A 14103-nucleotide genomic window follows, 5' to 3' on the forward strand; every position below is an offset into this window, starting at 1 on the left:
AGGGCGCCGCTGGCAGCGTGCGCGGTGGTGCTGTGGTTCAGTGGGCAGGCGCCGCGCGCAGCCGCGCGACGGTGTGCTCCAGGTCCTGCCAGGCGGGTTTGTCGGGCGCAAAGCGCGCGCGCAGGTACTGCGCCAGTTGCGCGATCTGCTGGTCGTCGAGCGTGTCGGCATAGGCCGGCATCGCACCGAGTTCGCTGTTGGGCGGAGCCGGCATGCCGCGCAGCAGCACCTGGATCACGTTGTCCGGCAGCTTGCTGTGCAAATTCGTATTGAGCGCAAGCGATGGCTTTACGCCGAACTGTGCGATGCCCTGGTCCGACTGGTGGCAGACCGCGCAGGCGCTCTGGTACAGGCGTTCGGCGGGACCGCCCAGCGTGCGCGCGGCCTGCGCGCTGCGTTGTTCGGCCTGCGCCGCCTGCGCGGCCAGCACCGACGGTGCCGGCGCGGGCGCGCCGAACGAGGCCACGTAGTGCGCGATCGCGCGCACGTCGGCTTCCGGCAGCTGCGCGAGTTCCTCCACCACCGGCGCCATCGGTCCGGCCGCGGCACCATGGTGCGGCGCATAGCCGCCGCGCAGGTAGGTGAACAGCGCGGCCTCGGTCCACGGCACCGGCGCCTGCGACAGCGCGGTCAGCGCCGGCGCTTCCCAGCCTTCGGCGCTGCCGCCGGTCAGGTAGCGGCGCCCGCCTTGCTCGGCGCCGAGCGCGTTGCGCGGCGAATGGCAGGCGCTGCAGTGGCCCAGCCCTTCGGCCAGGTAGGCGCCGCGATTCCATTGCGCCGAGCGCGACGGGTCCGGCGTGAAACGTTCATTGCGATGGAACAGCAGGTTCCAGCCGGCCAGCAGCGGGCGCAGGTTGAACGGGAAGGCGAGCTGCGTCGGCGGCACGGCGGATTTCATTGGCTCGGCCGACATCAGGTACCCGTACAACGCCTGCATGTCGCCGTCGCTGATCCTGGCGAAGGCGGTGTACGGGAACGCGGGATACAGGCGCCGCCCGTCGCGATGGATGCCTTCGCGCATGGCGCGCTCGAACGCGGCGAAGGACCAGGTGCCGATGCCGGTCTGCGCATCCGGCGTGATGTTGGTGCTGTAGACCGTGCCGAAGGGCGTTTCCAGCGGCAGGCCGCCGGCATTCTTCGCGCCGCCTGGCGCGGTATGGCAGACCGCGCAGTCGCCGGCGGCGGCCACCAGCCGGCCGCGCTCGAGCGTGGCGGCGGAATAGAAGCCGGGCTCGGGCGGCGCCACCGGCGCGATCGGCGCGCGCCACGGCCACAGCGTGGCGCACACGCCGGCCGCCACGGCGGCGGCCGCGGCAATCCAGCCGCGTTGCTTGCGCTGGTTGCCCGGGCTGGCCTCTGCCAGCGCCAGGCGGATGCGGTCGGCGCTGAACGGCGGCGTGCGCAGGCGCACGCCGGTGGCGTCGAAGATCGCATTGGCCACGGCGGCGGCGGCCGGCAGGGAGTCGGTGGGGCTGGCGGCCAGCGCATCGTGCGTGGCCAGCGTGCCGGCCAGCCGCACTTCCGGCAAGGCGTGGGCCGCCACCGCAGGCAAGGTCTCGCCGGCAAGGCGCGCGTCGGCGGGCCAGGTGTCGAAGGCCGGCGTGGCGGCGGTCAGCTGCAGCGCGGCGGCAGCCACGTCTTGCTCGATCGAGCGCGCGGCCACGGCTTGCGGCCGGGGCGCTTGCGCCCGTGGCAGCGATTCACTGTCATGGCCGACCGTGACGCGCGTGACGGCGAGCTCGCCGGTGGTGCCGTCGACCTCGACTTCCGCGACCCAGGCCGACCAGCTCTGGCCGGCATCGTGGTCGATGGTGTGGGCGTAGGCAAAGCCGCGGCCGCGCTGCACGTTGCCGGCGGCGGGGTTGGCGCGCGGCGCGGCCGGGTTCCAGCCGGCGCGCTCGGCCACCTGCCGCACCAGCGCGGTCGCGCGCGGGTCGTCCAGAAGCGCGAGCCGCAGCGCGACCGGGTCAGCGTCCGCGGCCGCGGCCAGCTCGTCCAGATGGGATTCCCGTGCGAACACCTGCGCGCGGTTTGCCATCAGCGGCGCGGCCTGGAACGCGGCCGGATCGCCGGACACGGCCAGTTCGGCATGGGGAATGCGATAGGGCGGCAGTGCCGCGTCGCCGGCATGGCCCGCATCGATGCGGTCAGTCACCGGCGCCGGCGTCTGCGTCAGCCACAGCGCGAGCGGCGACGCCGGGACCGTGGCGCCCGCGAGGGTTGCGGCGCAGGCGTCGACGGTGGCGCCAGTGCGCGCGGTATCGATGCGGATATCGAGCGCGGCATCGGCCAGGCCTACGTCGGCGGCGCGCAGCCGGCGCGCCACGGGTTGCCCCGTGGCGTGGGCCAGCAGTGCCGCGTCGGCGGCGGCGTGCGGCGCCAGCAGCGCGGGGTCCGCGTGGTCGTCGGGCGCTTGCCAGCAGATCAGCCGAACCTGCGCTGGCGCGATCCCGAGCAGCGCCGCGAGTTCGGCGCGCAGCGCGCCAGGCCGCGTGGCGGGCAGCCATACGGTCAGCGTGCCGTCGCGCCAGTCGGCGACGGCGGTGCAGCAGGCATCGTCGCGGCTGCCTGCCAGCGGCCATTGGTAGTGCTGCGTGTGGCGTGCGCCGGTGTGCCGGAGCGCGTCGGCGCCATTGCCGCGCCGCGCCAGCGTGTGGCTTGCCGCGGGTGTCGCCTCGGCGCGGGGCGGGGCCGACCAGCGCGCCCGCAGTGCCCTGGCGGCCTCGGCACCGTGTGTGGCCGACACCGCGGCCACGCCGGCAAAGCTGTGGCGGACCACCACCGCGCGAATGCCGGGCAGCGCCAGCGCGGCGTCGCGATCGGCGTGCAACAGGCGTGCCGCGAGCGGTGCGCCGCCCATCCAGCGCAGGCCGGGTGGCGTCAGCACATGGCCCACCAGGCAATCGGCGGCGGGCGGCGGCAGGCCGGCGGCCAACGCCGTCGCCGGCGCTGCCTGGGGCACGATGGCCGCGCTCACGACGCGGCCCCTTGCGCGGCCTGGCGCTGCAGCATCGCGGCACGCCTGACCGCGCGCACGATTTCCACATGCGTGCCGCAACGGCACAGGTTGAAGCGCAAGGCTTCGCGGATCTGGGCTTCGTCGGGGTCCGGGTTCTGTGCCAGCAGGGCCTTGGCGGTCATGATCATGCCGTTCAGGCAGTAGCCGCATTGCGCGGCCTGCTCGTCGATAAAGGCCTGCTGTACCGGGTCCGGATGCTGCGCCGTCCCCAGCCCCTCGAGGGTGGTCACCGCGTGGCCCACGGCGGCCTTGACCGGCAGCACGCAGGAACGCGCCGGCAGCCCGTCCACCAGTACCGTGCAGGCGCCGCACTGTCCCAGGCCGCAACCGTACTTGGGCCCGTTGCAGCACAGGTCGTTGCGCAGGATGTAGAGCAGCGGCGTGTCAGGCGCCACCTCGAGCGTGTGCTCGGCGTGGTTGACCTGCAGGGTCAGGGGGCGGGGCGTGTTCATCGGGGGCTGGGGGCGGTTTGAACATCACGCATCGCGGCGCCGCGCCCCTTCCTTGGCGAGGGGCGGCGGCGGGCAGGGCGGTCAGGCGATCAGGCGGCTACGGACAGCGGCTTGCTCCCGGCCGACACCAGCGGCACGTTGAACACATCGTAGCCGAAACACCAGTCCGGGTTCTCGTTGCTGCGCAGCCAGGTGTTGTTGTGCGAAACCAGCTGCACCTTGCCGGCGCGCTCGGCGCGGTTGGCTTCGTACAGCGCGAAGGCACTGACGTAGTCGTCGGTGCCCGCTTCGGTGAAGCAGCGCGTGAGCATGGCGGCGTCCTCGATCGCCATCGCGGCACCCTGCGCCATGTGCGGCTTCATCGGATGGCAGGCGTCGCCCAGCAGCACCAGGCGACCCCGGCTCCACAGCGGCAGCGGGTCGCGCTCCAGCAGCGGCCACTTGGTGACCTCGACCGTGCCCTCGATCAGCGATTGCACGCCCGCGTGCCAGCCGTCGAAGGCCGCCCGCATTTCTTCGATGCTGCTCGGCACCCAGCTCTTGCTCATGTCCCATTCCGGCTCGGGCACGCCGGTGACGTAGTAGATTTCGTCGAGCTTGCTGGTGTCGAAGTAGACCATCATGTGCCGGTCATCGGTCCACCACTTGGTGCAGCGTTCGTGCGTGTAGCCCTTGACCCGCGAGATCGGAAACACCGCGCGGTGCGCCACGTAGCCGGTGTACTTGGGCGGCTCGGCGCCCAGCAGGGTCTCGCGGATGCGCGAATTGACGCCGTCGGCGCCGATCACGATATCGGCCTCATCGACCGTGCCGTCGGTGAAGCGCAGCTGCACCACATCGCCCTGGTCGGTGACGCTTTCGAGTTTCTTGTCGAAGAACAGCGTGCCGGGCGCGACGGCGTCGGTCAGCAGCTTGTGGAAGTCGCCGCGGTGCACGGTCAGGTAGCTGGCGCCGTAGTGGCGCACCGCATAGTCGCCCAGCGGGATCTGCGCGATCACCTCGCCGGTGAGGCCGTCGCGGCTGTACCAGTAGTCGGGGTGGCAGCCCATGTCGTTGAGCGCGTCCTCGATGCCGATGCGCCGCATGATCTTCATCACATTGGGCCCGACATGGATGCCCGCGCCCAGGCGCGAGAACGCCGGTGCCTGCTCATACAGCCTGACTTGGAAGCCGGCTCGCTGCAGCAGGGCGGCCGCGGCCGTCCCTCCGAGTCCGGCGCCGACAACTGCGATTCGCGGTTTGCCTTGCACGTTATTTCTCCTGGCAATGACACAAGGTCGAGGGGGGCTGGGCCGGCCACCCGGCCGACCGATGAAAACGAGTGTACACACTCAAAATATCAAGGTAAAGGCGGAACTTGCCAAACCTATGGAAAACCCTAGTCGAACTGTAATCTCTTTGGCGAGGCGCATCAAAACATTGAAATAATGCGCAAAAACAGGGATTGATTAATTCAGCATGCACTGAACGAGCGCATCCGGGAAGGCATAGAATCTGTTTGCCTATATAAAGTGTGTACACTACAATAAACCGCAGCATGCAGGCCCGCGGGGCCAATGCAGGCGGATACACCGGTCGCGCCACCCGAGCGCAACCCAGAGGCAGACAAACAGATGACGGAGTCGACAGTGCAGAAAGTTTTCCGAATCGGCCAGATCGTGCCGAGCTCCAACACCACCATGGAAACCGAGATCCCGGCGATGCTGGCCGCGCGCCAGCTGGTGCGCCCGGAACGCTTCACCTTCCACTCAAGCCGGATGCGGATGAAGAAGGTGGTCAAGGAAGAGCTCGCGGCCATGGATGCCGAATCCGACCGCTGCGCGGTGGAACTGAGCGACGCGCGCGTCGACGTGCTGGGCTATGCGTGCCTGGTGGCCATCATGGCGATGGGCCACGGCTACCACCGCGTCTCCGAGCAGCGCCTGCAGGCGCATACCGCCGAGAACGGCGGCGATGCGCCGGTGATCACCAGCGCCGGCGCGCTGGTCGATGCCCTCAAGGTGATGGGCGCAAAGCGCATCGCGGTGGTGGCGCCGTACATGAAGCCGCTGACCGAGCTGGTGGTGGACTACATCCGCAATGAAGGCTACGAGGTAGTCGACTACCGCGCGCTGGAGATCCCCGACAACCTTGAAGTCGGCCGCCATGACCCGGCGAAGCTGCCCGGGATCGTCGCGCAGATGAACACCGCCGACGCCGACGTGATCGTGCTGTCCGCCTGCGTGCAGATGCCGTCGCTGCCGGCGGTGGCCAAGGTCGAGGCCATGACCGGCAAGCCGGTCGTGACCGCCGCCGTTGCCACCACCTATGCGCTGCTCAAGCGCCTGGGGCTGGAGCCGGTGGTGCCTGGCGCCGGCGCATTGCTGTCCGGCGCGTACTGAGGAGAAAGCCATGGCAGACAGCACCTTCCTCTACGGCGCCAACGTCCACGCCAACGGCATCCGCCAGCACTACCTGCGCTATGGCGGGCAAGCGGGCGCGCGCGCGCAGCGCGATGCCGTCATCATCGTGCCAGGCATCACCAGCCCGGCGGTCACCTGGGGCTTCGTCGGCGAACGGTTCGGGCAGCAGTTCGATACCTATGTGCTCGACGTGCGCGGCCGCGGCCTGTCGCAGGCCGGGCCTGGGCTGGACTACAGCCTCGATGCGCAGGCGGCCGACGTGATGGCGTTTGCCGTAGCGCTCGGGCTGCGGCGCTATGCCATCGTCGGCCATTCGATGGGCGCGCGCATCGGCATCCGCGCCGCGCGCAGCCAGCCCGCGGGCCTGACCCGGCTGGTGCTGGTCGATCCGCCGGTGTCGGGCCCGGGCCGCCGCGCGTATCCGGCGCAACTGCCGTGGTACATCGATTCGATCCGGCTGGCCCAGCTGGGCATCGATGCCGAAGGCATGCGCCGCTTCTGCCCGACCTGGACCGAAGAACAGCTGCGCCTGCGCGCGCAATGGCTGCATACCTGTGACGAGCGCGCGATCCTGGCCAGCTTCAACGGCTTTCATGAAGACGATATCCACGGCGACCTGCCGCAGGTCGCCGTGCCGGCGCTGCTGATGACCGCGGGCCGCGGCGACGTGATCCGCGAGGAAGACGTGCAGGAAATGCGCAGGCTGCTGCCCGCGCTGCTGGTCGCGCATGTCGCCAATGCCGGCCACATGATCCCGTGGGACGACGAGCCGGGCTTCTACCGCGCTTTCGGCGACTTCCTCGGCGCGGCGCTGACTTGCTCGTTGAACTGATACTGGAGCGAACATGCCCGTAAGCGATTACGACCTGACGGCGGCGTGGCAGCAGGTGCTGACGCTGTCGAAGCTGCAGCCGGGGCAGACCGTCACCGTGCTGACCGGCGCGGCCACGCATGCGCAGACGCTGCGCACGGCGATGGTGGCGGCGCAGTCGATGGGCGCCATCGTCAACCGGCTTGACCTGCCGCCGGTCAACGGCGAGAAGGCGCTCAGCCGCGACGCGCTGGCGTACCTGGGCACCACGCCGCTGACCGGCAATCCGGCCGCGATTGCCGCGCTCAAGGCCAGCGACCTGGTGCTGGACCTGATGACGCTGCTGTTTTCGCCGGAGCAGCACGAGATCCTGTCCGGCGGCACAAAGATCCTGCTGGCGGTGGAGCCGCCCGAAGTGCTGGCGCGGCTGGTGCCGACCGAAGGCGACCGCGCCCGGGCCAAGGCCGCCACCGAACGGCTCGGCAAGGCGCGCGAAATGCATATCGTGTCCGATGCCGGCATGGACCTGCGCTGCCGCCTGGGCGAATTCCCGGCGATCAGCGAGTACGGCTTTGTCGACGAACCTGGCCGCTGGGACCACTGGCCGAGCGGCTTCGTGCTGACCTGGCCGGACGAGGGCGGCACCGACGGCACCATCGTGCTGGACCGCGGCGACATCCTGCTGCCGATGAAGTCCTATCTCCAGGCGCCGATCCGCATCACGGTCGAGGCCGGGTACGTGCGCCGCATCGAAGGCGGCGTCGATGCCGAGCTGCTGGCCGACTACATGGCATCGTTCAACGACCCCGAGGCGTATGCGATGTCGCATATCGGCTGGGGCCTGCAGCCGCGCGCGAGCTGGTCGGCGCTGGCGATGTATGACCGCGAGGCCACCATCGGCATGGATGCGCGCGCCTACGAGGGCAACTTCCTGTGCTCGTTCGGCCCCAACAACGAAGCCGGCGGCAGCCGCACCACCGCCTGCCATATCGACATTCCCGTGCGCCATTGCACCGTCAGCCTCGACGGCGAGCCGGTGGTGGTGCGCGGCAAGGTGATGGACGGGCACCACGTTCCGGCCGCATCGCTCTACAAGGATTCGCGCCATGGATGACGCAGTGCAGACCTACCAGCGCCAGGGCTTTGGCGCGTCGATGGAGTTGAAGGCGCCGTACGGGCTGCTGATCATCGACTTCGTCAACGGCTTCGCCGACCCGGCGGTGTTCGGCGGCGGCAATATTCCCGCGGCCATCCGCAATACGCAGCCGCTGCTGCGCGCCGCGCGCGAGCAGGGCTGGCCGGTGGCGCACAGCCGCATCGTGTTCGCCGACGACGACAGCGACCACAACATCTTCACGCTGAAGGTGCCGGGCATGCTGACGCTGAAGGAAGATGGCCACAACAGCCAGATCGTGCCCGAACTGGCGCCGGCCGCGGGGGAGCTGGTGGTGCGCAAGACGGTGCCGTCGGCCTTCTTCGGTACCTCGCTGGCGGCCTGGCTGACGCAGCGCGGCGTGCAGACGCTGCTGGTGGCCGGTTGCGTGACCAGTGGCTGCGTGCGCGCCAGCGTGGTCGATGCGATGTCGCTGGGCTTCCGCCCGCTGGTGGTGTCGGATTGCGTGGGTGACCGCGCGCTGGGGCCGCATGACGCCAACCTGTTCGACATGGCGCAGAAGTACGCCACGGTGCTGGCGCGCGACGAGGCGCTGGCGCAGGTGGCAGGCGTGCGCGCCGTCGCCTGACGCGCGGCGATGGGGTGTCGGCGAGCCTCAGCCCGCCGCTGCGCGCTTGCCGCGTGCTGCCTTGCGCGGCGCGGTGGCGGGTGCCACCTGCGCCTCCGGCACGGCGCCGGGCACGGCCACCGCGCGCAGCACGGTCTGCTGGATCACATCGCGCCAGTGCGCCAGCGCGGGCGGGCTCATCATGGGCTCGCCCAGGAAGGCGCTGAGCGTATGATGGTTGGAGTTGTAAAAGTAGCCAAGCGAAGCGATCACCATATAGACGTCGCGCGCGCCCGCGTCCGGTCGGAACAGACCCGTGGCCTTGCCGCGCGCGAGGATGCCGTCGAGCACCGACAGCGCATAGCTGGAGATCTCGCGCAGCCGCACCGACTTCTTCGCGTGCTTGCCCTGGCTCATATTCTCGCTGGTCAGGATGGCGACGAACTCGGGGTGGTCCAGGTAGTACTGCCAGACAAAGTCGATCAGCTGCGACAGCGCGCGCACGGGGTCGGCGGCGTCGAGTTCATGCTCCAGCTGCTGCTCGGCCTGGTTGAGCTGCAGGTAGATGGTCTCCAGCACTTCGACGAACAGCTTTTCCTTGCTGCCGAAGTAGTAATAGATCATCCGGTCATAGGTCTTGGCCAGCGACGAGATGCGTTCGATGCGGCCGCCGTCGTAACCGCGCTGGGCGAAGACCTTGATGGCGGCCTTGAGGATGCGCTCGCGGCTGTCCTGCGCTTGCCTGGCCCGGGTGCCGGCCGCCGCCCGCCGGGTGGCGGGCGCAGCCGCAGTCTTGGTGGTCATGGTGGATGGTTCTGCTGTGTGCCTGTTGGCTCGCAGTATAACGGCGGCCTGCGCGGTGGCCCCGCGCGCCCGCCGGTGAAGGAGAGAAGCGAACGATGACGGCAACCCAGCTGCAACCCCCGGCACAGGCCGACGCCGCCACGCCGCGCGCGCTGCGCATGGCGCTGCTGCAGGCTACCGGCGTGCTGCTGGTGACGCGCGCCCCGCAGGCGGCCGCGCGTCCCGCGCCGGGCCAGCCCGGCGCGGCGTCGGACTATGTGCCGGCGCTGCCGGACCTGTTCATCGCCGTGCGCGACAGCGGCGAGGTGCTGGCCTTCAACGGGCACGTCGACCTGGGCACCGGCATCCGCACGGCGCTGGCGCAGATTGTCGCCGAAGAACTCGATGTGCCGCTGGCGCGAGTGCGCATGGTGCTGGGCCATACCGAGGCCACGCCCAACCAGGGCCCGACTATCGCCAGCGCCTCGATCCAGATTTCGGCATTGCCGCTGCGCCGCGCCGCGGCGCAGGCCCGTGCCTGGCTGCAGGCCCGCGCCGCGCGGCAGCTCGGCGTGGATGCCGCCGTGCTGGAAGCGCAAGACGGCGTATTTCGCATGCCCGGCACGCAGGCCGGCATCGGCTATGCCGCGCTGGTTGCCGGCGAGCATGTCGAGCTGCCGCTTGCCGACGACGTGCCGACCAAGCCGGTCGAGGCCTACCGCATCGTCGGCCGCGCGGCGCGCCGCGTCGATATCCCCGACAAGGCATGCGGGGCACTGACCTTTGTCCACGACGTGCGCGTGCCCGGTATGCTGCACGGCCGCGTGGTGCGCCCGCCGTATGCGGGACGCGACAGCGGCGGCTTCGTCGGCAACAGCCTGCTCGAGGTCGACAGGGAGTCCGTGCGGGACGTGCCCGGCCTGGTCGAGGTGGTGGTGCAGGGCGACTTTGTCGGCGTGGTGGCCGAGCGCGAGGAATATGCGATGCAGGCCGCGCGCCGGCTGCGCGTGCGCTGGAAGCCGGTGCTGCCGTTGCCCGCGCTGGACGATCCGGAGCCGGCGCTGCGCGCCAACCCGGCCACGCGGCGCGAGCTGCTGCGCGAGGGCGAACTGCCCGCGGACGGCGCCGGCACGGTGTTGCAGCGGCGCTATGTGTGGCCGTACCAGATGCACGCTTCCATCGGCCCGTCCTGCGCGGTGGCCGACTGGCACGATGAAGGCCTGACGGTATGGTCCGGCACGCAGAACCCGCACATGCTGCGCATCGACCTGGCCAGGTTGTGCGGGCTGGGCGAAGACGGCATCGAGATCGTGCGCATGGAGGCCGCCGGCTGCTACGGACGCAATTGCGCCGACGACGTCTGCGCCGACGCGGCGCTGCTGTCGCGCGCCGTGGGCCGGCCGGTGCGCGTGCAGCTGTCGCGCGAACAGGAACACTTGTGGGAGCCCAAGGGCGCGGCCCAGCTGATGGATGTCAGCGCCACGCTCGGCGCCGACGGCACGCTGCTCGGCTATGACTTCACCAGCCGCTATCCGTCCAACGACGCGCCCACGCTGGCGCTGGTGCTGACCGGTGCCGTGCCCAACGCCCCGCGCACGCTCGAGATGGGCGACCGCACCGCCGTGCCGCCTTACGCCTATGCCGCGCGCCGCATCGGCTGCGACGACACGCCGGCGCTCGTGCGCGCGTCGTGGCTGCGCGGCGTGTCGGCGCTGCCCAATGCGTTCGCGCACGAGTGCGTGATCGACGAGCTGGCGCTGGCGGCAGGCGCCGATCCCGTGGATTTCCGCCTGCGGCATTTGCCGGACGAGCGCGCCGCGGCGCTGCTGCGTGCCGTCGCCGACGCGGCCGGGTGGCAGCGCGGCGCGGCCGGATCGCGCGGCACGCCGGATGCCGACGGCCGGCTGCGCGGACGGGGCGTGGCCTACGCGCGCTATATCCACAGCCGTTTTCCCGGCTTCGGCGCGGCCTGGGCCGCGTGGGTGGTGGACTTGACCGTGGAGGCAGGCACGGGCCGCATCACCATCGACAAGGTGGTGGTGGGGCAGGACACCGGCATGGTCGTCAATCCGGACGGCGTGCGCCACCAGGTCCACGGCAATGTGGTGCAGACCCTCAGTCGCGTGCTGAAGGAGCAGGTCCGCTTCGATGCCGACGGCGTGGCCAGCCGCGAATGGGGCAGCTATCCGCTGCTGACCTTCCCGGAAATCCCGCCGATCGAAGTGGTGCTGATGCCGCGCCAGTCAGAGCCGCCGCTGGGCGCGGGCGAATCGGCCTCGCTGCCGGGCGCGCCGGCGATTGCCAATGCGCTGTTCGATGCGCTGGGGGTGCGGCTGCGCAGGCCACCCTTCGTACCGGAGACGGTGCTGGCGGCGATGGCGACGATGTCCTCGACCAAGGGCTGACGGCGTGCTCCCCTCTCCCGCAAGCGGGCGAGGGGAGAACCGCCTCGGTGTCAGCGGGCGCTACGCCCCATTCCCCTCGTCAATCTCGCTCATCTTGCGCAGCAGGTAAGTCACCGCCACGCGCTCGGCCGGATTCAGGTTGCCGAAGGTCTGCTCCGAGATCTCTTTCGCGAACGGTACGGTCTCATCGATCAATGCCAGGCCGGCGGGCGTGACCGTCACCACCACCTTGCGCCGGTCGTTGGGATCGTGCGAGACGGCAATCAGCTTGCGTGATTTCAGCCGGTCGATGATGCCGCGCACCGTGGCCTGGTCGATCGCGGTGGCGCGCACCACTTCGTTCATCGAACACGGCTGCCGGTCCCGCACCGCGCACAGCACCACGAACTGCGCCGCGGTCAGCTGCGAATCCGGGATGGTCTGCTGGAAGATCGCCACATGGCGCTGGTAGGCGCGCCGCAGCAGGTGGCCCACCTGTTCGGTGAAGTCATAGTCGGCGGCGGGCTTGCCGGAAGGCGTGTCGGCGGGCTGGGGCACGAAACAGGTGCGGTGGCTGAAGGTGACCCAGAGTATACCGAGGAAGGTCGCAGAACAGGTGGCGCGCGCCCCGAGGCGGCGTCCGATGCCCTCGCCTCTTTTCGAATACAATCGTCGGGTCGTTTTGCGGGGCCGCCGTGCCGGCCCGCTTTCCCGCCCGGTATTCTTTCGTGCCCGCCTCCCAGAAGTCTCTCGCCGTGCCCGCCGCGCTGCCGTCGCCGCAGCGCTCGGGGCTTGTCATCGCCGCCGTGGGCGCGGTGCTGTTTTCGGCCAAGGCGATCGTCGCCAAGCTGATGTACCGCTACAACGTCGATGCCGTGATGGTGATCACGCTGCGCATGCTGTTCGCGGTGCCGCTGTTCATGGCGATCGGCTGGTGGCAGTCGCGCCGGCTGGCGCCGCTGTCGTGGGCGGACCGGGGCCGCGTGGTGTTTCTCGGTTTTATCGGTTACTACCTGTCCAGCTTCCTGGACTTCATCGGCCTGCAGTACATCACCGCCGGACTGGAGCGGCTGATCCTGTTCCTGACGCCATCGTTCGTGCTACTGGCCACCGCGCTGCTGTTCCGCCGGCCGATCGGCACGCGCCAGTGGACCTCGCTGCTGCTGGCCTATGCCGGCATCGTGCTGGTGTTCGCGCATGACCTTGATGTCAGCGGCAGCCAGGTGTGGCTGGGCGGCGCGCTGGTGCTGGGCAGCGCCATCACCTATGGTATCTACCTGATCCTGAGCGGCGAGCTGGTGCGGCGCATCGGCTCGCTGCGGCTGGTGGCATATGCCATGTGCGTATCGACCGCCTGCTGCGTGATCCAGTACCTGGTGCTGGGCCGGCCGGTGGCGGCACTGGCGCAGCCGGCGCCGGTGATGTGGCTGTCGCTCGTCAATGCGGTGTTCTGCACCGTGCTGCCGGTGTCGCTGACCATGGTGGCGGTGTCGCGTATCGGCGCGCCGATGGCGTCGCAGGCCGGCATGATCGGGCCGGTGTCGACGCTGTTCCTCGCCTTCTGGCTGCTCGGCGAGCCCGTCAGCGGCGTGCAGCTGGCCGGCAGCGCGCTGGTGATGGGCGGCATGTATTTGCTGTCGGCAAAACGAACCTGATTCCGGGCCGGCCCCGGGGCCGGCCCGTCCAAGACAACAGACAAGGGAGAAACACATGGATCTGGGACTGCGCGGCAAGCATGCGCTGGTATGCGGCGCCAGCAAGGGCCTGGGCTTCGCCTGCGCCGATGCGCTGGCCGCCGAGGGCGTTGACGTGGTGATCGTGGCGCGCGGCGCCGAGGCACTGGAAAAAGCCGCGGCCGACCTGCGCGCGCGCCATGGCCGCCGCGTGATCGCGGTGGCAACCGACATCACCACGCCCGAAGGCCGCAAGGCGGCGCTGGACGCCGTAGCCAAGCTGGGCCAGCTCGACATCCTGGTCAACAACGCCGGCGGCCCGCCGCCGGGCAACTTCCGCGACTGGGAGCGCAGCGACTGGCTGGCCGCGCTGGACGCCAACATGCTGACCCCGATCGAGCTGATCAAGGCCACGGTCGACGGCATGATCGCGCGCAAGTGGGGCCGCATCATCAATATCACCAGCGGCGCAGTGAAGGCGCCGATCGACGTGCTGGGCCTGTCCAATGGCGCGCGCTCCGGCCTGACCGGCTTCGTTGCCGGCGTGGCGCGCGAAGTGGCGCAGCACGGCGTGACCATCAACAACCTGCTGCCCGGCCCGTTCAATACCGACCGTTTGTTCAAGACCATGGAAGGCGGCGCCAAGAAGGCCGGCCTGAGCGTCGAGGAAGTGGCGCAGCGCCGCGCCGCGGCGAACCCGTCGCGCCGCTTTGGCGAGCCGGCCGAGTTCGGCGCCACCTGCGCCTTCCTGTGCAGCCGCCATGCCGGCTATATCACCGGCCAGAACATCCTGCTCGACGGCGGCGCCTTTCCGGGCACGTTCTGATCCTGCAGTTCCCTGACGTTCCCCCGACTCCG

12 protein-coding genes are annotated in these 14103 nt (G+C 70.0%); 7 read left to right on the forward strand and 5 right to left on the reverse strand.

What is annotated here, in order from left to right:
* Window positions 1–37: 37 nt before the first annotated feature.
* The 3 genes from ACOCMH_RS20855 to ACOCMH_RS20865 all read right to left on the reverse strand — a co-directional run bounded on the left by ACOCMH_RS20855 (window position 38) and on the right by ACOCMH_RS20865 (window position 4721).
* A complete protein-coding gene (locus tag ACOCMH_RS20855) occupies window positions 38–2977 on the reverse strand; it encodes a c-type cytochrome (protein ID WP_427312821.1) in 2940 nt (979 codons plus the stop codon).
* The gene (locus tag ACOCMH_RS20860) at window positions 2974–3471 is read right to left on the reverse strand and encodes a (2Fe-2S)-binding protein (RefSeq protein WP_427312822.1); all 498 of its coding nucleotides are present in this window, start codon (window positions 3469–3471) and stop codon (window positions 2974–2976) included. The genes ACOCMH_RS20855 and ACOCMH_RS20860 overlap by 4 nt, the downstream gene beginning before the upstream one ends.
* Window positions 3472–3560: 89 nt before the next feature.
* The gene (locus ACOCMH_RS20865) at window positions 3561–4721 is read right to left on the reverse strand and encodes an FAD-dependent monooxygenase (RefSeq protein WP_427312823.1); all 1161 of its coding nucleotides are present in this window, start codon (window positions 4719–4721) and stop codon (window positions 3561–3563) included.
* Window positions 4722–5099: 378 nt separating this feature from the next.
* Between ACOCMH_RS20865 and ACOCMH_RS20870 the strand changes: the two genes are divergently transcribed.
* The 4 genes from ACOCMH_RS20870 to ACOCMH_RS20885 are packed head-to-tail and all read left to right on the forward strand — an operon-like array spanning window position 5100 to window position 8426.
* The gene (locus ACOCMH_RS20870) at window positions 5100–5852 is read left to right on the forward strand and encodes a maleate cis-trans isomerase family protein (protein ID WP_092308266.1); all 753 of its coding nucleotides are present in this window, start codon (window positions 5100–5102) and stop codon (window positions 5850–5852) included.
* Window positions 5853–5862: 10 nt separating this feature from the next.
* A complete protein-coding gene (locus tag ACOCMH_RS20875; protein WP_427312824.1) occupies window positions 5863–6705 on the forward strand; it encodes an alpha/beta fold hydrolase in 843 nt (280 codons plus the stop codon).
* Window positions 6706–6718: 13 nt separating this feature from the next.
* Window positions 6719–7798, forward strand: coding sequence for a 2,5-dihydroxypyridine 5,6-dioxygenase (locus tag ACOCMH_RS20880; RefSeq protein WP_427312825.1), 1080 nt, complete (start codon window positions 6719–6721; stop codon window positions 7796–7798).
* Window positions 7791–8426 (forward strand): N-carbamoylsarcosine amidohydrolase, encoded by a 636-nt coding sequence (locus tag ACOCMH_RS20885; protein WP_427312826.1) that lies wholly within the window; start codon window positions 7791–7793, stop codon window positions 8424–8426. The genes ACOCMH_RS20880 and ACOCMH_RS20885 overlap by 8 nt, the downstream gene beginning before the upstream one ends.
* A gap of 27 nt (window positions 8427–8453) precedes the next feature.
* Here ACOCMH_RS20885 and ACOCMH_RS20890 read toward each other — a convergent pair whose 3' ends face one another.
* A complete protein-coding gene (locus tag ACOCMH_RS20890) occupies window positions 8454–9209 on the reverse strand; it encodes a TetR/AcrR family transcriptional regulator (protein ID WP_427312827.1) in 756 nt (251 codons plus the stop codon).
* A 95-nt stretch (window positions 9210–9304) separates the two neighbouring features.
* Between ACOCMH_RS20890 and ACOCMH_RS20895 the strand changes: the two genes are divergently transcribed.
* Entirely contained in the window at window positions 9305–11593 is a 2289-nt protein-coding gene (locus ACOCMH_RS20895; RefSeq protein WP_427312828.1) for a molybdopterin cofactor-binding domain-containing protein, read from the forward strand.
* Window positions 11594–11653: 60 nt separating this feature from the next.
* Here the strand turns inward: ACOCMH_RS20895 and ACOCMH_RS20900 are convergent, their stop codons facing one another.
* Complete coding sequence (locus ACOCMH_RS20900; RefSeq protein ID WP_171516353.1) at window positions 11654–12130, reverse strand: MarR family transcriptional regulator; 477 nt, start codon at window positions 12128–12130, stop codon at window positions 11654–11656.
* A 209-nt stretch (window positions 12131–12339) separates the two neighbouring features.
* Between ACOCMH_RS20900 and ACOCMH_RS20905 the strand changes: the two genes are divergently transcribed.
* Complete coding sequence (locus tag ACOCMH_RS20905) at window positions 12340–13227, forward strand: DMT family transporter (protein WP_427313335.1); 888 nt, start codon at window positions 12340–12342, stop codon at window positions 13225–13227.
* A 55-nt stretch (window positions 13228–13282) separates the two neighbouring features.
* Complete coding sequence (locus ACOCMH_RS20910) at window positions 13283–14071, forward strand: SDR family oxidoreductase (RefSeq protein WP_427312829.1); 789 nt, start codon at window positions 13283–13285, stop codon at window positions 14069–14071.
* The last annotated feature ends 32 nt before the right edge of the window (window positions 14072–14103 follow it).

The sequence above is a fragment of the Cupriavidus sp. H39 genome, from assembly GCF_050271075.1.
Taxonomy (GTDB): domain Bacteria; phylum Pseudomonadota; class Gammaproteobacteria; order Burkholderiales; family Burkholderiaceae; genus Cupriavidus; species Cupriavidus necator_B.

Excerpts from the sequence above, each read along its gene's own strand:
- ACOCMH_RS20860 (WP_427312822.1), bottom strand. The coding sequence starts at position 3,471 with ATGAACACGCCCCGCCCCCTGACCCTGCAGGTCAACCACGCCGAGCAC.
- ACOCMH_RS20875 (WP_427312824.1), top strand. The coding sequence starts at position 5,863 with ATGGCAGACAGCACCTTCCTCTACGGCGCCAACGTCCACGCCAACGGC.
- ACOCMH_RS20880 (WP_427312825.1), top strand. The coding sequence starts at position 6,719 with ATGCCCGTAAGCGATTACGACCTGACGGCGGCGTGGCAGCAGGTGCTG.
- ACOCMH_RS20885 (WP_427312826.1), top strand. The coding sequence starts at position 7,791 with ATGGATGACGCAGTGCAGACCTACCAGCGCCAGGGCTTTGGCGCGTCG.
- ACOCMH_RS20890 (WP_427312827.1), bottom strand. The coding sequence starts at position 9,209 with ATGACCACCAAGACTGCGGCTGCGCCCGCCACCCGGCGGGCGGCGGCC.
- ACOCMH_RS20895 (WP_427312828.1), top strand. The coding sequence starts at position 9,305 with ATGACGGCAACCCAGCTGCAACCCCCGGCACAGGCCGACGCCGCCACG.
- ACOCMH_RS20910 (WP_427312829.1), top strand. The coding sequence starts at position 13,283 with ATGGATCTGGGACTGCGCGGCAAGCATGCGCTGGTATGCGGCGCCAGC.